Raw genomic sequence first — 17,273 nt, 5'->3', positions numbered from 1 at the left:
CAAGCTACAGAATTTAATTCTGTGCAACTGCCATTAGCACAGCGCTAGCTAGGGATGAGCATCACCCGTTCGCTCTCTTAGCTTTCCCACAGGATATGGTGAATGAATAAACGGGTTTATTAAGTCACCCACTAAATTTTTAATTTGGTGGAATGCAAGACCCTCGCGGACTCACATTCTGACTTCTGTATTCTGACTTCTGACTTCTGACTTCTGACTTTATTACCGTTGAACACGCAAAAACCTGTAAATTTCAAAGAGATAACTTTCCCAAGTTCTTGTTGTCAATTGCAACGTTTCCGCATTCGGTACAAAGTCTTCAAGTCGTAAACCGCGTGTGCGAATATCTTGAGGACTTCCTTGTAACAGGTAAGGAGGCACTCTCAGATTATAAGAAAGAATGCTATCCCCTGTTAAATCTGAGATGTTTGGTGCGGTGGTTGGTTGCCCTAATGCCACCAGTGTCCCCGATGTTTGTGTAGCAGTTGCTACATAGGTTTCACCTGTCATTGCTAGAGGTGCCCTATAGAGGAAATAAGCGACTGCTGGTGTACTTGCCAACAGCAAAATCGTTAGTGCCCAACCTACCAAGTATCCTCCTGGTTTGTCTATCCCACCTCCTTTGATTCTCTGAGATGCAAAAATCATCAGTAAAACAGAGGCTCCTAGAGGCTTGAGTGGAAAAGACAGCAACCTCGACAACGACGCTACAGCTGGTTCATTAGGGTTAACAAATGATAAGGCAATGATTACCAAGATAACGACTAAGATCAATCGCCCTATAAAAGTTCCAGAGGGATAAAATCGCTGGAACAGTGAATATACGATAGTGCCAATCAGCAGCCACAACAGTACCCGGCTTAGCAATAGAAACATAGATTAACTCTCAAATTTTCTGGTGCGGTGAGCCAGTGTGGTGGTCAGACAGTCCGCTTTCCTAGGGGTTTTCATGCCCCAGGATGAACTGTCCTCTATGGTTTCCCTGTATAAAACAACCAGTGACTTCTTAGCCGCGACGCTAGAAGCGTCCTGCGTAAGGGTCAACCTAGAGGTTTCGGGAAATGGATTTATTTTATTGTCAAATTGTAATCGCACTATTTGACTTAAAATACCTCAAACCTCACACCTAAAGACTACCGTCGTAGTGATTTTAGTTCAAATTTTTAACACTGCGTCTATTATTTATAATTTTCCAGAAGAGTAATGTGGCACCGGTAAACTAAATTAATTGAGTAATCCACTTAAAAGGAAAAACTATGTCGCCTGGAAAACCTACTATTTTGGTAACGGGGGGAGCTGGATATATTGGTTCTCATACGGTGCTTGCTTTGAAGGAAGCGGGTTATAACGTTGTCATCCTTGATAATCTGGTCTATGGGCATCGTGACCTAGTAGAAAGGGTTTTACAGGTAGAACTGATTGTAGGGGATACAGGCGATCGCGCTTTACTAGATCATCTATTTAAAACCCGCGATATTACTGCTGTAATGCACTTTTCTGCATACGCCTACGTAGGAGAATCGGTGACTGACCCTGCTAAATATTACCGCAATAACCTCCTTGGTACTTTCACCCTGTTAGAAGCGATGCTAACGGCATCTGTAAAGAAATTTGTCTTTTCTTCTACCTGTGCCACCTACGGCGTACCACAATTTGTACCGATTCCAGAAAACCATCCCCAAAATCCGATTAATCCTTATGGCGCTACAAAGTTGATGGTAGAGCGGATTCTTGCTGATTTTGATGTTGCCTATGGTTTTCAATCAGTGCGTTTCCGCTATTTTAATGCTGCTGGTGCTAATCCTAATGGCTTACTGGGCGAGGATCACAACCCAGAAACTCATTTGATTCCCTTGGTGTTGATGACAGCTTTAGGCAAACAAGAATCTATATCAATTTTCGGCACCGATTACCCCACGCCTGATGGTACTTGTATTCGCGATTATATTCATGTTAATGACTTAGCAGATGCCCATATTTTGGGATTGGAATATTTATTAAAAGGTGGCGATAGCGAAGTTTTTAATTTAGGTAATGGTAGCGGCTTCTCCGTCAGAGAAGTGATTGCAGCAGTCGAACAGGTGACAGGAATTTCGATACCAGTAGAGGAACGCGATCGCCGTCCTGGAGATCCCCCAATTCTCATTGGCACTAGTGAGAAAGCTAGAACAATCTTAGGCTGGCAACCTCAGTATCCATCCATTGAGGATATTGTCACTCATGCCTGGCAGTGGCATAAAAAGCGGCATAAATAGCAGGGAATGGGGAATGGGGAATTGCTCAATAACCAATAGTTATTCTTCCCCTGCTCCCCCTCCCCCTGCCCCCTGCTCTTATCCACCCTCTCTCATGCTTCGCAGTACGAAAACTAAGATACCGATAAATCCGAAGATTGGGAGTGCGATCGCCCAAATTGGTAATTTCTGAGAATCACCCTCTACTAAATCACTATTGCTATTGACATCTCGCAGGTTTTGTGGATTCTGTGTAGATCCACCTGCGACAGTAACTTCAAATTTGAATTGAAAGGGTTTGAATCTTGCCCCAGATACTGGTTTTCCATTTAGTTGCAACTCATAAATCCCTGGCTTGGGAAAGGTAATTTCAGCACCTGGAATACCTTTATAACGTTCAGCTGCCACAGGTTCTAACTGTGGTTCTAGGAGTGGTGGCTCTCCGGCTGCATAAGGTTCGGCATAAATAGCCAACCGACAATTACACTGTGACAAAGGAATCACCTTTCCACCTTTGCGGGTAAGTGCAAACCAGGTTTGCGAAGGTTCTCCAGCGCGGGGATTATCATTTGGTTCAATGTGGAGAGTGCCACCAACATCTCCAGCGACTTCCACTTTATGAGCAGATGCAGGGTAAAGATTAGTTATTGATATAACTAAGCAACTCAGGAATAATAAATACTTTATTTTTCCCTGATGCCAAGAAATGCTTTTGAGTAGGTAATTCCTTTGTTTTTGACTCGTTGAGATGGAACCAGAAAACAAGGATGATTTACCGCGATTTTGTTGGGGAGACATAAAACTTTTCTACGGCTAACTTTGACCAAAAGAAACGCGATCGCACTAGCAATACACCGAGAGTAATAATTCCCATCAGTACTACCGCTAATTTATTTCCCCAAGTTGATTGCCAAGAACCCAAATAATGGGAACCAATCAACACAGCATGAATGGCACTCAAGAGCAAGGCTGGTACACCCAATAGATGAATCTGTCGCCAACGCTTGCCCAAAGATTTCTGCAAGGATTCCCAACTCGTAAAAGCGGCGGGGGACATTAATACCAATGCTACAACACCCGCAGCCATACCCAATTGAAATTCTGGCGGCATAAAAGAAAAGGCGGCAAAATTCCATTGCAATGAGTGTTCTATCATGTGGGTGGTGTGAACCACAGAAAGAACAAAAGAACCCACCCCCAAAGCGCGACGGTAACGCAGTGGTGCAGCCCATAAACCACTAATAGGACGCGCAATTAACGCCAAAATTAAGCAGAATAAAGCGGCGTGTCCGGTGTAATCTACCATTGTGTCACCAGTCCGCAACAAGGTAATAATGCCGATGGTGAGCGTTACCCAACCGCCTAATCGAAATAACTGACTGCGCCTGTCTTTACTTACCAATGATGTGGAAACGCCTACACCCAGCATTGTGGGCAAGGTTCCTAGTCCAAAAGCCAGCATGGTTGCCCCACCCATCCATAAATTGCCAGTTTCAGCAGCTTTTATTTGGGCAGCATAGAGAAAACCACAGGGCATTAAACCCCAAGTCATTCCCAAAAGCATTGGTGTCCACCATTTGGTTTTAAAGGAAAGCTTAACCATTCCGGTGCTGAGGCGATCGTGTAAACTACCTTGCAATAAGGGGTGTAACACGGGAATGCGTGGCAGCAAATCGGGTTTTACTTGTCCTAAGCCAAACCAAATCAGCATCACACCAGTTATAATTGCCATCCACCGCCGGAAGTCGCTACCAACACCCGCTAGCTGTCCACCTTGCAAAAATACCGAACCCAGCGCCCCAATGCCAGCACCGACTAGAGCATAGCTCAACATCCGCCCCAGGTTTAGCAGGATATGAAATTTTAATTGCTGTTGCCAAGTGTCGGACTTTTCTAAGGTTGATGTCCGTCCCAAAGAAGCCGTTTGTGGAATTTTCGGCTGATGAGACAGGGAAAATGCCACTGTTAGAGGGCCACACATTCCAAAGCAATGTCCAAAACTCCCCAGGAATCCCAGAATTGCGATCAGCAACAAATCTACCATAAGGGACTTCCAAGAAATAAATTACTCAAATAAACGAACCACAGAGACACAGAGAAATGAGGAGAAGAGAGTTTTTTCACCAGTTTTTGGGTATTTTTTTATTTGGAAGTCCCATAAAAAAAGTCCTGAATTCTGAGTCATGAGTGCTGAGTGTCAGAATAAAGATTTTGAAGAACCTAAGAAGAAATTGTTTTCTCTTCTTCTTTGCTTAGTACTCAGCATTCCTCTAGTGGGGAACTTTAAGTGAAGTTGCACTCTCTGTCAAAAGACAAAGCGTCAAACTTGATAATTACTTTAGGAAAGTTACATAGTTTCCTTTTGATTCTCTGAACCTTTTCGTGGACGAATCTCTGAGCTAAAAAAACTTAAGCCTGTCATTCGTCAAGTCGAAACTGCCGCAGGTGCTGCATCGTCATCTTTAACTCATTTTTTTCTCAACCAACAATTTTTTCTCAACCAACAATTGAGTGAAGCAAATGTTGGGGACATTCTTAGAGGCTTTGCGGCAATAGGTGAGTTACTAGAATTGGAGACATTGCCAACCCTAACGTCACGACTGAGGAAATACCACTTTTTTTAGAGACAATATAAAAAGCCCACATAAATAAAAATGCAATTGTGACAACTACACTTACCTCTGCTGTTAAACCAAGATCTGAAGATAGTTTTGCCATTAGCTTTGCACCATTGTCTCTTGAAGAAATCTATGCCAAGTCTGACGATCCAGCCAACGGTGCTGTGGTTCTGATGAGTGGCGTAGTTCGCAATCAAACTGATGGTAAACCTGTGATTGCTTTAGAATATCAAGCTTACGAACCTATGGCATTGCGGGTATTTTACCAAATTGCTGCCGATATTCGCTTATCTACGTCTGATGTAAATCGGGTCGTGATTCATCATCGCACCGGACGTTTACAAGTTGGAGAAATTAGCGTTTTAGTAGCAGTGGGTTGTCCTCATCGAAGTGAGGCGTTTGAAGCTTGTCAATATGCTATTGATACCCTCAAACACAATGCACCTATATGGAAAAAAGAAATTTGGCAAGATGGTTCTAGCTGTTGGGTGAGTATTGGTGCTTGCGAACAGTTAGGAGAAAATTGTTCTTAGCGATTGGACACTGGGCTAAACGCCCCGCCGACTTCTCTTGTTATTTACAGTATTCTTTCGCATTTTGAGTAGAATGCACGCTTACTTGTGACCATTCTCTAATCACGAATTCGCTTAAACCGACGTGGGGCGATCGCTTGGCATCGAGGCTTTGCCAATCACTTTGACTTCCCCAGTCGTAAGTGTATCCTAGTTGTGTCCACGGATAATGAACAACGGTAGTTGATGAGTCACTTGGTGAACCGTAGCGGCTCTTAAATTGCTGGGTAAACCAATCTTGATAGCTAGTTGAAATTGATTCAAAGGCGTTAGGTGAAGGAAATTCCACTTCTGCTTCACGATCGCTAATGTTAGGATCTCGACTAGGGCGAAAGAGCGATCGCGGTTCTACCCAAAGTTCAACTATATATCTGTTTGTAGTTGCAGAGTCTGGAGGCAAACCCAATAATTGGTTTAGTCGATACTCTAAAGATATTGGGTTAGCAGTACGGTAAGTTTTGCAGAATTTTTGTAAGTCTGGAGCAGCCGTAACCCATAAATCGCGTGATAAAAGCATCACTTTACCCAAATTATCTGCATATCCAGGAAAGCTAGTCCAAGCTACTACTAAAACCCGGCTTTTGTCCCATTTAAGATCGGAGTTATACGAAACAATCGGAGTCAGATTTCGATAAATTTTACGAGGTTCGGCAATTTTTGCATCCTCTACTGCATCTAGATAAGTTTGTGGTAAGGGGGATGGATCTGAAGTATTTCCTCTTGTTGATTGTGCTAGAGATGCAGAATTTAACAAGGCTGCGGTAAGACCGATCAGAATAGCAGCATAAGGGAAAACTCGCTTTTTAGTGCGATCGCTAGCCGGAACTAAATTCATATTCTTTTTTAAGATTTGGGAGATTTAAAGATAAATACGGCCATCGCCAAGCAGCAAACTTAAGAAGATGTAGTTAGCGATCGCTTGTTGAACTCCAGAATGGATATTTTTTGTTCAGCTATTCCTACTGGAATATAGGACAAATTATTTTAAACTCTCAGAAAATTATTAAATAATATTTATATTTGCAAAACAACAATTTTTGTTGCATTTCTTTACATAATTTCCATTCCTCTATTGAGGTTTGTAAATAATTTGTATTTCTGCAAGGAATATTCCTTTAGACTGATCTTTAACTGAAAAATGTGGGAATAAACACAAATGCATTCGTTAAATATATTTTGTCACGAATTTGTAGTTGCTGTTTCCTTTGTAGCTTGCATTCTTGGACTGGTGTTACTGTGGGACAGCAAGCAACAAAAAAGTGATGTGGAAGAAACAGAGGTGATTCTGTTTAGAATGAGCTTTACTTATTGGCTAGTTTATTGTGTAGCTTTTGGCATAGAGAAAATAATTTTACCCGAATGGGAATCTGTAGTTATGACTTTGAAAATAACTACTGCTCTGTCATATTTCTTAACTTTTTCGTGCATTCTTAGTCTGCCACTACACAAATTTGCAGTCCACCGTGTTGAAGAATAGACATTGGGCGTGGGGCATGGTTAAGACCTCATTGCGATCGCTAATGCTGCTTCCAGTTCTGACTGCGCCAAAGGGGTCAAAATAAACACCTCTTGTACTGTTTTTCCCTGCCGGGCAATGACTTTATAGCCGCCGCGAATTGGTACAGAGATCCGCAGTTGCATTTTTGGACAATGACCTCTCGATCGGCTAATCACTCCTGGCGTTACAGTTTGGATGCCATCTTGTTGACAAAGACGTTCTAAAATTGGGATAAGACCAGAAAGGTGTGTCGAGTGATTCCAAACCAGTCTGGCAGCTTTTTGTGAAGTCGCCCGGAGTGAATCTGCGGTGGGTTTGCCCATAATAATTAAGCTGCTTCTAGAGGTGCCATTGTCAAACCTGCTCGGCGCAGCTGCTGGTGATAAAGTTCCGCAGGTTCTTGAGGGCCGACCCAAACGATCGCTTGACCTTCATAGTGTACCTGATTAGTCAAATCCCACGCGCGATCGCCACTCATCCCCGGAATATATTTCATCAAACATTCAGACACATGTTGGAATGTATTAAAATCATCATTTAATACAATCACTTTGTAATTGGGATAAGTCTTACGGATAACTTGACTAGAGCGTTCAGGAGCTATAGTTGGTGTTGTCGCCATCCCGAAAACATCTGCTGAAAGTGTCCTAATCATAAAACAATTGGTCAATAATATTTTACAAAACTACAACTAACTAGTTTAGTGCATTGTCATTTGTCCTTTGTCATCTGTTCAAAATTCAATCACAAATGACCAATGACAAATGACCAATGACTATCTACCGCCAATTATCCCAGTTTTCGTTAAAAATGGATGTATCGGGGAAGGCGGTGGGGTTGCCATTTTGTTGCAAAAGTCGTTTGAGTGCTTCGAGTTGTGGCTCTTTTTTGGGTAAGTCATCGACTAGTTGGTAGGGTGCGATCGCATTTTTCAGGGCAAAACTAGCAACAGTTCCCGCAGCAGCGCCAGAAGACCATTCAAAGGAATGGACTCGATAGGCAGCAGCAGCAATATGACTAGTAGCAATGCTTTTGCCTCCTACTAGCAAATTATCAATTTTCTGGGGAATCATCGCCCTGAGAGCAATTTGGAAAGGATAAGCTTGGCCAGCACCCCGCCTTTCACCTGGACGTTCTGTATTACCAGGGGCTTCTGGGGGACTATTCACCATGCAAGGATGGAAATCTATAGCGTAGTGACCAATACCCACAGCATCGGGGAAAATGGTAGAACGAGTCCGTCGCATTGCTTTCTCTGGTGGGATTTTCCCATCAATTACTGATACAGCTTCCAAACCTGCAAGTGCTGCTCGTAGCCGCCGATACATATCTGCTGGCAGAGTCTTGGAGTAATATTCATCACTGTAATCTCGGCGAGAAATATCAATTTCCCAAATACCAAAGCCATCAGGTTGTCCCCAACTAGGGCGGCCAATGATGCGCCGTCCTTCACGCATATAGGGATATTTCGATAAACCATGAACTGTCCCCATTGGGGAATTTAAACCCGAAACAAAGCGGTTATTGCTTTGCTGCTGCTTTACACCATCCCCCAGTTGAGAATCTGTAGTCCCAGCTACTAGCCAGTAATAGAAAGAGATGGCATTTTCCTCAGCTTTGCGGAGGGTTTCTGTCCGCAGTCCTCCCATCCAGCCCCCTGAGTTTAACTGTCCAGTACTTTGTAACTGTTGGCGACTGTAAATCAGGTTATCTTCGGCTGTTCCGGGGCGGTAGTCGTTACCCCAAGTCCAGTTTTGCATAGAGATATCCCCTGGTGTAGGAGCATCAAAACTTATACCACCGAATTTTGCTGGTTTCCCTTTATTTGGACTCAAAATGCGACGATAGGTGAAAACTAAATCAAAGTTAGCCAGTCGGGTTAATTCATAGCTGAAATATGGCGCATATTCTAAATAAAATGGGGGCATAGTCTGCGGTTGCGGTTCCTTAGTTGCCTCCATTGCAAAGGTGTAGGTAAAACCTTGAGGGCAATAAGGATCGTTGTTGGTGCTGGAAGCAGAGGGTTCTAGGTAAGAACGGGCATCAATGCCTAATCGGTACGGAACATCAGCTAGTGCAATAATTTCTCCGGTTTCGCTGGTGTCTACGACATACCACTTAGGAGCATCCCCTTTCCCTACCTTGGGGAGGAAACGGAGAATAGTTTTGGTAAACCGAGATGAGTTTTCGTAGCTATAGGAATCTTCAATAGTTTGAGATAAAGTAAAAGTATTGAGAGGTGGTGCGTCTTTGGGTGGTTGATGTTGAATAGCGATCGCACCATTAATTATTTTGCCATCAGCAGCGATTTCCAAATCCTTAATTACTGTGTTGGGAAACCATTGCAACTTCCCTTTACCCTGCTTCTCGGCATCTTTGAGCATTTGGGCTAAAATGGCGTGAGCATCGCGGGGAAGAAAGCAGGACTCACTTACCCAGCAATCACCGGGGTTAAGTTTACCGTATTTGCGCCCAATGCGGTTTCGTAATTCCAGGTAGCCGCGAGAATAGAATTTGAGAGATCGTTGAGTTGGGCGTTCGTCTAACGCAGATGTCCCTTGAGAAGAAATTTGTCCTCCCAGCCAGTCAGTAATTTCCGTTAGACAAACCGTTCGTCCTGCTAGCAAACCCTCGTAAGCTGTAGCGACACCAGATAGTCCACCACCCACAACTAAAATCTCACAGTTGACGCTTTTATCTGGGGTTCTCGGTACTGTGGCGTATGCGGAATCAAAGGCAACTAAAGTCGATATTAAATTGAAACCGATCAGCGATGTTAAGCTATAAGCTACTTTGTGTCTGTGCTTCATGGTTAAAAAACCGCTCCAAATCCTGTGTCACCTTGTAGAAGGTAGCATCCAGGAAATGATCATCACAAGTTGCTCGGAGTAAATATATTTAAATACAAGTTTTATACCTTCACGGAAGCGATCGCGTCCGTAAACAGCTTTTGTCACTCTCTGAAAACATTTGCCATTTCTGAATTCTAAAGCTTTTGTATAGCAAGCGATGTCTACGACGGGCTACGCCTACGCCCGATTCTTTGTCTAATAACAAATACAAGACCCATTTATTTCTAATAGTATAGCTTGTATTGATTGCCTCATGAGGCTTCTAGCGATCGCCCACTATAGCGGTTCCATTCAGATGCGGTACAACATTACATCACTAGGTGTAGAGGCACGGTAGTGCCGTGCCTCTACGGGTGTACCTCACGTAAACGAGAGAGAATGGATGAAAGAAACCATTCTATTTTCTTAGGAAAGGGGTAATCCACGTTCCTAACTCTCTATTCTATTTTCTAAATATTGACCAATCATCAACTGCTCACCAGCACGAGAGATAATAGTCTGTCTGGTGCGGTATTTACTGCCAATTAGCTTTAACTCTTCTTCAAATACTGAACCGTTGTATTCAGTTCGCAAACACAGTGTTTTCGGGCTGGAGAAATAATACTGGGCGGTGACTGGTTTAGATATGGCAAAACCGCGATCGCGGTACAAGGTATTTCCCTTCACCCCAAATATTGTTGAACCTTGCGATTCTTTCTTTGTCTTCAGCACGTCGGTACTTTCCCAGACAACTGCTGCACCACAGACTAAACTCCCTACATCAGACAAATCGTGCATCTGAGCTAGGTTTTGCAATTCATCACAGCCCTGCTCTAGAAAATCGATTGTAACTATACTCTCTATCTCCTTAGTTTCTCCCGCCGGTAGGGTGTAGTAGCGTCGTTGCGATCGCCACTTACCTGCTGATTCCTGAAAGAATTCGGAAATCTGGGATTCATCAGTGGTTTGTGCAATTTTGAATAGAGATGTCACGCCTTACCTTCCTTACCTAATGCAAATATATTTCTGGCAAAAAAGTTCATTCTTACCTGTTGTTGCTATGGGACTTATCGCCCTGTTTCTTGCCATATTACGCAAGGGGGGTAAGAAGAAATAGTGTTTTCCACTACATTATAAACACAATTCAGCAATAAATCTTTAATATTCTTAATAAAATAAGAAGCAATCGTAAATACCGATAGTTATAGTAGAATAACCCGATTAAGTAAAAACAAAGGTAACTATTGTAATACTGCCCAAATTATGATAATGAGCAAAAAAGCTTTATATCTTTGGAAAAAGCCAGGTTTCTCCTATGGGTAGATTCCAGAAAAATGACAAATATTTATACTAAAGTTTATAATTTGTTAACTGCAAGAAGATTATCTACCTCTGCGTAAGAAGTAGAACGGTGAGAAGTTTTGGACTTTTGTGGGAAAACAGTAGTTTTTGAATCAAAAATTACTGTCATACAGCTTATGCTTCATTCTCGCCGTTTTTTGTTAATGATATCTCTCAAAATTACTTGGTAAAACACGGCTGTTTAACCCCAAAAGCTCCCCAGTAGGAGAAAAATGAATGATTTTGGAAAACAATAAGCCGCACAAACAGGTGAAAATAAAAGATCCCGTAGTCGCTAACCAACTAATAATTATCCAGTTAGATTCAGTTGTGAAAACTGAGGTGGCGATGCCTGCGGCGGGCTGCGCCTACGCAGATTCCAAAAGTAGACTTCTTGCAAACAGTACTTGGGCAACAGGTGACAAAGCGAAAGGGGAAAATTCCTTTTTTTCCTCCACTTATGTAAGAAGTTTATTAATTTCCTGTTTGGTAGGTATAGGATTGCTGACGGCGAGTTGCGGTTCGTCGCCCAAAGAATCAGCAGATGCACAATCTCAGAGTCCTGGCAATAAGGAACGTAGTCGGGTAACGCCTGTAGATGTGGCGATCGCTCGAACTGACTTGCTGCAAAAACAACCAGAATATACAGGTAATACAATACCCTTCCGCATCGTATCACTGCGATCGCAAGTAGAAGGTCGCTTGTTGGCTTTGAACCTTGATGTGGGCGATAGAGTAAAGCTTGGGCAAAACGTCGGGCAGTTAGATGATGCCATCCTTTCGACCCAATTAAAGCAAGCAGAAGCAGAACTAGCAGCCCTGAAATCAGAAGTAGCTAGGGCAAACAATCAGGTAAGTAATGCCCGTGCTGACGTAGAAAAGTCACGGTTAGAGGTTCTGCAAGCTCAGGCAGATTCCGAACGGCAGCAGAAGTTATTTAAAGCTGGAGCGATCGCAGAACAAACTGCCCAGCAATCACGTACCCAGGCCAAAACAGCAGCCCAGGCATTGCGGGCAACCCAAGAGCAAGTCCGTATAGAGCAGCAAGCCGTCGCCGCCGCCCAAGGTAGAGTCTTGGCCCAGCAGGCATTAGTTGCCCAAACTAAAGAACGCAGGTCTTACGCACGATTGACATCCCCCATCACTGGCATAGTTACAGAAAAGGTGACAGAACCGGGCAATCTTCTGCAAGCAGGTAATGAAGTCGTAAAAATTGGCGATTTTAACCGTGTCAAAGTCGTTGTGCAAGTTTCTGAATTAGAATTGGCACAAATTCAGGTTGGACAATCTGTACAAGTGCGCTTAGATGCCTTTCCCAACGAAAGATTAATTGGGAGAGTTACGCGCATTTCTCCAGCTGCGGATGCGATCGCTCGCTTAATACCTGTAGAGGTAGTAATTCCTAACGCTCAAGGCAAGATTGGCAGTGGACTGCTGGCGCGAGTCAACTTTGAAAACCAGACTCAACAGCGCGTAGTCGTACCGCAAACAGCTATTCAGAAACAAGCAGGGAGCAACAACTCCAAGACTACAGGTAAGTCATCTTTCCCGGCCAACGCAGCTAATACCGCCGGGGCAGAAAACCCTGCTGGGACGCTATTTGTGGTCAAAGACATAGAAGGCAAAGCGAAAGTGGCAGCGCGTGCTGTGACATTAGGAAAAAGAGCCGATGGCAAAGTGGAAATTTTATCTGGTTTGCGATCGGGAGAACGCTATGTTGTTCGCAGTGGTCAACCCTTAAAAGATGGAGACGCTGTACGTTTATCGATTATTTCTGAAACAGCAGAGGTAGCCCCTAAAGGAAATTAAAAATTCTAAATCTCTTTGAGAATTTTTCATTTTGCCTTTTTAATTGGAGCAAAGCAACAGTAATGCAACAAGTAAACAAACGTGGCGGATTTAGTATCAGTGCCATATCAATCCGTCAACACATCGGGACACTAATGCTGACGTTGGCAGTGATCGTGATGGGTGTCTTTTTTCTCGTAAAATTGCCCGTGGATTTACTACCATCAATTACCTATCCTCGGATTGGTGTGCGAATACAAGCGCCTGGAATCTCCCCAGAGGTAGCAGTTGATGAAGTCACAAGGCCATTGGAAGAAGCCTTTAGTGCTACCGAAGGCGTGATTCAAATTTTTTCTCAAACTCGTGAGGGACAGATCAATTTGGATCTGTATTTTCAACCAGGTGGCAATATTGACCAAGCTTTAAATGATGCTACGGCTGCTTTTAACAGAGCTAGAAGCACATTACCAGAAGCCATCGAAGAACCACGCTTATTTAAAGTCGATCCTTCCCAGCTACCTGTTTACGAATTGGCATTAACTTCACCCTCCCTAGAAGGTGTGGATTTGCGCGTTTTTGCTGAAGAAGAATTAGCCCGCGAACTGGGTGTTGTCCCTGGAGTCGCAGGGGTAAACATATCGGGCGGAGTTCTAGAAGAAGTTAGGGTAAATATTGATTTGGATCGCTTGCAAGCTGTAGGTGTAGGTTTGACCGATATCTTAGATGAACTCAGAGATCGCAACCTAGATATCTCTGGCGGTCGGCTTTTAGGGCAGAATGCTGAACCCTTAACCCGTACAGTCGGGCGTTTCCAAAATGCCAATGAAATCAACAATCTTTCTTTTGAAGTCTCTTCTTCTACAACTACTAATTCCCAATCTCCAGTCACCAGTCCCCAATCCGCAGTCCCTAACCGCCGCGTCTATTTGCGCGACTTTGCCAAAGTCATTGATGGCTCAGAACAGCAACGGGTGTACGTTTTACTCAACGGGAAAGAAGCTGTAAAAGTCAGCATCCAAAAACAGCCGGATGCTAATACCATCAACGTTGTCGAGGGTGTGAAAAAACGCTTGGAAGAACTGCGAAAATCTGGTTTAATTCCTGAAGGGACAATTCTGACACCAACCTTAGATGAGTCGCGGTTTATTCGTAACTCGATCTCGAATGTTACCACTTCTGGGTTGATCGGCACTGCACTAGCAGCGATCGCAGTTCTTCTATTTCTTGGTTCTCTGCGGCAAACTTTCATCATCGTCCTCGCCATCCCCTTAGCAAGTCTAGCTGCCATCATCTTTATGGGGCTTTTTGGCTTATCTATCAACGTTTTTAGTTTGGGTGGTTTGGCGTTAGGTGTGGGTATTGTGGTAGATAACTCCATCGTCATGTTGGAGAACATCGCCGAGGGGGCTGGGATGACTCCCGGTAAGGATAATAAAAGCCGCTTGAATTCCCAGCAACTAATTTCTCAAGCAGAAAAAAGTAGTCAAGAAGTAGAATCAGCTTTGATTGCTTCCACTAGTACAAACTTGGTAGCGGTGTTGCCATTTTTACTCATTGGTGGTTTTATTGCACTACTATTCAATGAGTTAATTCTTACCATCACCTTTTCTGTAGCCGCTTCAATTTTAATTGCCGTAACCGTTGTACCGATGTTCGCCTCTCGGATGTTGGCATGGAAGTTTTCTAGCGGGTTGAGCAATTTTTGGCTGTTGCGGCAGTTTAATAACCGTTTTGATGCTTCTACGAGGGCTTATGGCAGTTTTTTAACTGGGATATTACGCTGGCGGTTGGTTACAGTAGCGATCGCTATTATAGTTTTCGGCGGCGGCAGTTTGTGGATGGCTCCCCAAATCCCCCAAGAAATTCTCCCCCGTATCAACACCGGACAAGCTAACTTAAATGCCCAGTTTCCTCCCGGTACACCTTTAGAAACCAACCAAAAAGTAATGGTTGCGGTAGATGAGATTATCCGCAAGCAGCCAGAAACAGAATATGTTTTTTCTACAATTGGTGGCTCTCTCTTTGGCAACACTACTAATGCTAATGCCTTACGAGCTTCCAGCAATATTACCCTGAAAACGGGTACTAATGTGCAAGCTTACGTAGAAAGAGTTACTCAAGAGTTGAACAAGTTAAATTTAGCAGGAATTCGGCTGCGTCTTAACCCTGGTCAAGTGCGGGGTTTGATTCTCAGCAACTCTCCTGTCCGTGGTGCTGATGTTGACATAATCCTTCAGGGAAATGACGAAAATGCTTTAGAAGAAGCTGGCCGTCAGGTGCTAAAAGCCTTAGAAGAACAAGCCACCCTAGCAAGATTTCGTCCCGATGCAGACGATCGCCAACCAGAAATTCAAATTCTTCCCGACTGGGAGAGGGTTTCAGCTTTGGGGCTAACTGCTACACAGATAGGACAAACAATTCAAACTGCGATCGAAGGCAGTGTTCCAACTCAGTTGCAACGCGGCAACCGTTTAGTTGATGTGCGAGTAAAGTTGAATGAAGCATCAGTGCAAGTACCTTCTCAATTGGAAAGATTGCCTTTATTTGTGGATAACAATCGGCAAGTTCGCTTGAGTGATGTTGCTAAAATTACCGAAGCTCAAGCGCCTGGAGAAGTTCAGCGAATTAACCAGCGTCAGGTTTTATTAATTGCTGGTAACTTAACTGAGGGAGCTAGCCTCAGTAATGCCCTAGAACAGGTGAGTACGGTACTAGATAGTATAGATTTACCTGAAGGAATTACCATCTTACCCAGTGCAGCCTCTAAATCTAATCAGCAGCTGCAAAGTTCACTGCAACTTTTAGGTGGATTAGCTGCCTTTCTAGTCTTTGTAGTGATGGCGGTGCAATACAATTCCCTCATTGACCCGCTAGTAATTATGTTTACAATTCCCTTAGCGTTAGCTGGGGGAATTTTCGGGCTTTACATCACCAAAACTGCAATTGGGGCGACAGTGATTGTCGGTGCAGTTTTGCTGGTGGGTATTGTGGTCAATAACGCCATCATTATGGTGGAATTGGCCAATCAAATTCTAGAACGAGAAAAAGTTGACCGGAAAACTGCCATTCTGAAAGCTGCACCTCAACGCCTACGACCAGTGTTAATGACAACTATTACCACTGTTTTAGGTATGTTTCCCCTAGCGTTAGGAATTGGGGAAGGTTCAGAATTTCTACAACCATTAGGTGTAGTAGTGTTTTCGGGTTTATCTTTGGCAACAGTGCTGACGCTGTTTATCATCCCCTGTTTTTATACTCTGTTACACGATTTGATGGGTGGAAATTGGGCGAAGCCAGTGTTAAGCAAGTTGCATGGATTTACCAAAAAACTTATAAGCTAATGAGCATTTAAGTTACATCAAACTAGGCATTTCGGTATTGGCGTACAGATGTACGCCAATACTATTTATTGTGTTACGAAGATTTTTGTATTTAAGACTCATATATTGTCGAATTTGTCAATTCATAAGTTCTAATTTAGATTTTTGATAAAGATTGCGTGAAATTACTAGTTATTGTGATAAAGCATTACAAGAATTGCTTTATAAATCAACATACGAGTGTATGTAAACTCACTGAGCAGGCACATATTAACCGCTATTTATCTAGCAAGTAGTATATAGCAGTTCAAAAGTGATGTTTTGCTGTTTGATTTAACCCACCCGACATAGCATTTTCTCAATCAATATCGAAAAGGACAGAAATATGACAATAGTAACCAAAATAGCCTTGTCTCTTCTAGGGGCAGCAGGAATTAGTTTTTTATATTTGACACCAGCGAGAGCCGTTATTTTGGTAGAACCCATTGTAACGAGTGTGAATGAAGATATATTCAACATGAGAGATCCAAGAACCCTTGGGCCAGTTATTTTACCAGGACAAATAATAGAATATGGTGTCCCAGATCGAGCTAACAACTTGCTAAATGGCACTGGGAACAATATAGGAAGCTTGGTATTTGACTTAAAAACGCTGTCTTATAGTAATCCAGATTCTACTCCATCATTTGATAATGAACTAGTGGAGTGGGGAGATGTTGATGGAGATGGAAAGATTGGTTTCTCTAGTATTCCTGAACTCAAAGATATCTTTACAAACGTTTCTGTCGAAGGCAGCCTTCTTACTTACAGTGGTGGCGTAATCCCAGACGGAACCGTGTTTTTCAATCGATTTGTTACCAAGCCTGATTTAACACCAGGTGGTGGAATCATTCCAGCAATACCAGCAGAGCAAGCGGATAAAGATGGGCCTATTAGAGTGGCTGCTTATTACACCACCGCCATTCCAGAATCAACTAACGTTTTGGGTGTATTAGTCCTTGGTACTCTAGGTGTAGCTTTAAAGTTAAAGCGATTGGTTATTAGGGACTAGGGACTAGGGACTGGTGACTG

Annotated in this window: 14 protein-coding genes; 6 read left to right on the top strand and 8 right to left on the bottom strand. The window is 43.2% G+C overall.

The window, feature by feature from the left end; translation table 11 throughout:
* Positions 1-222: 222 nt before the first annotated feature.
* Entirely contained in the window at positions 223-876 is a 654-nt protein-coding gene (locus V7K55_RS12370; protein WP_334831602.1) for a hypothetical protein, read from the bottom strand.
* A 380-nt stretch (positions 877-1,256) separates the two neighbouring features.
* Between V7K55_RS12370 and galE the strand changes: the two genes are divergently transcribed.
* Positions 1,257-2,255, top strand: a complete 999-nt coding sequence (gene galE / locus V7K55_RS12365; RefSeq protein WP_334831600.1) for a UDP-glucose 4-epimerase GalE — start codon at positions 1,257-1,259, stop codon at positions 2,253-2,255.
* A 78-nt stretch (positions 2,256-2,333) separates the two neighbouring features.
* On the opposite strand, the gene V7K55_RS12360 is transcribed toward galE, so the two are convergent.
* Together V7K55_RS12360 and V7K55_RS12355 are read right to left on the bottom strand one after the other, a co-directional pair.
* The gene (locus V7K55_RS12360) at positions 2,334-3,032 is read right to left on the bottom strand and encodes a hypothetical protein (RefSeq protein ID WP_334831598.1); all 699 of its coding nucleotides are present in this window, start codon (positions 3,030-3,032) and stop codon (positions 2,334-2,336) included.
* Entirely contained in the window at positions 3,007-4,278 is a 1,272-nt protein-coding gene (locus V7K55_RS12355; protein ID WP_334831596.1) for an urease accessory protein UreH domain-containing protein, read from the bottom strand. The genes V7K55_RS12360 and V7K55_RS12355 overlap by 26 nt, the downstream gene beginning before the upstream one ends.
* Before the next feature lie 618 nt (positions 4,279-4,896).
* Here V7K55_RS12355 and V7K55_RS12350 point away from each other — a divergent pair.
* Entirely contained in the window at positions 4,897-5,385 is a 489-nt protein-coding gene (locus V7K55_RS12350; RefSeq protein ID WP_334831594.1) for a molybdenum cofactor biosynthesis protein MoaE, read from the top strand.
* Between the two features lie 40 nt (positions 5,386-5,425).
* On the opposite strand, the gene V7K55_RS12345 is transcribed toward V7K55_RS12350, so the two are convergent.
* Positions 5,426-6,259, bottom strand: coding sequence for a hypothetical protein (locus V7K55_RS12345; protein WP_334831592.1), 834 nt, complete (start codon positions 6,257-6,259; stop codon positions 5,426-5,428).
* A gap of 321 nt (positions 6,260-6,580) precedes the next feature.
* On the opposite strand from V7K55_RS12345, the gene V7K55_RS12340 reads away from it, so the two are divergent.
* On the top strand, positions 6,581-6,901 hold the full coding sequence (locus tag V7K55_RS12340) for a hypothetical protein (RefSeq protein WP_094332855.1): 321 nt from the start codon (positions 6,581-6,583) through the stop codon (positions 6,899-6,901).
* Positions 6,902-6,921: 20 nt separating this feature from the next.
* On the opposite strand, the gene V7K55_RS12335 is transcribed toward V7K55_RS12340, so the two are convergent.
* From V7K55_RS12335 to V7K55_RS12320, 4 genes are all read right to left on the bottom strand, one after another.
* Positions 6,922-7,245: a DUF2103 domain-containing protein gene (locus V7K55_RS12335; RefSeq protein WP_094332854.1), complete on the bottom strand. Its 324-nt coding sequence runs from the start codon at positions 7,243-7,245 to the stop codon at positions 6,922-6,924.
* 5 nt (positions 7,246-7,250) lie between these two features.
* Entirely contained in the window at positions 7,251-7,577 is a 327-nt protein-coding gene (gene clpS / locus V7K55_RS12330) for an ATP-dependent Clp protease adapter ClpS (protein ID WP_334831589.1), read from the bottom strand.
* A 124-nt stretch (positions 7,578-7,701) separates the two neighbouring features.
* Positions 7,702-9,732 (bottom strand): FAD-dependent oxidoreductase, encoded by a 2,031-nt coding sequence (locus V7K55_RS12325; RefSeq protein ID WP_334831587.1) that lies wholly within the window; start codon positions 9,730-9,732, stop codon positions 7,702-7,704.
* A 471-nt stretch (positions 9,733-10,203) separates the two neighbouring features.
* Entirely contained in the window at positions 10,204-10,746 is a 543-nt protein-coding gene (locus V7K55_RS12320; protein WP_334831585.1) for a phycobiliprotein lyase, read from the bottom strand.
* A gap of 585 nt (positions 10,747-11,331) precedes the next feature.
* On the opposite strand from V7K55_RS12320, the gene V7K55_RS12315 reads away from it, so the two are divergent.
* The 3 genes from V7K55_RS12315 to V7K55_RS12305 all read left to right on the top strand — a co-directional run bounded on the left by V7K55_RS12315 (position 11,332) and on the right by V7K55_RS12305 (position 17,253).
* Positions 11,332-12,903: an efflux RND transporter periplasmic adaptor subunit gene (locus V7K55_RS12315; RefSeq protein ID WP_334831583.1), complete on the top strand. Its 1,572-nt coding sequence runs from the start codon at positions 11,332-11,334 to the stop codon at positions 12,901-12,903.
* A gap of 62 nt (positions 12,904-12,965) precedes the next feature.
* Positions 12,966-16,223, top strand: a complete 3,258-nt coding sequence (locus V7K55_RS12310) for an efflux RND transporter permease subunit (RefSeq protein ID WP_334831581.1) — start codon at positions 12,966-12,968, stop codon at positions 16,221-16,223.
* 364 nt (positions 16,224-16,587) lie between these two features.
* Positions 16,588-17,253, top strand: a complete 666-nt coding sequence (locus V7K55_RS12305) for a hypothetical protein (protein WP_334831579.1) — start codon at positions 16,588-16,590, stop codon at positions 17,251-17,253.
* Positions 17,254-17,273 lie beyond the last annotated feature (20 nt).

Origin of the sequence: Nostoc sp., assembly GCF_036919895.1 — a bacterium.
Classification (GTDB): domain Bacteria; phylum Cyanobacteriota; class Cyanobacteriia; order Cyanobacteriales; family Nostocaceae; genus Nostoc.
The sequence above is the reverse complement of the archived record's forward strand: the minus strand, read 5'-3'. Positions and strand labels throughout refer to the sequence as shown.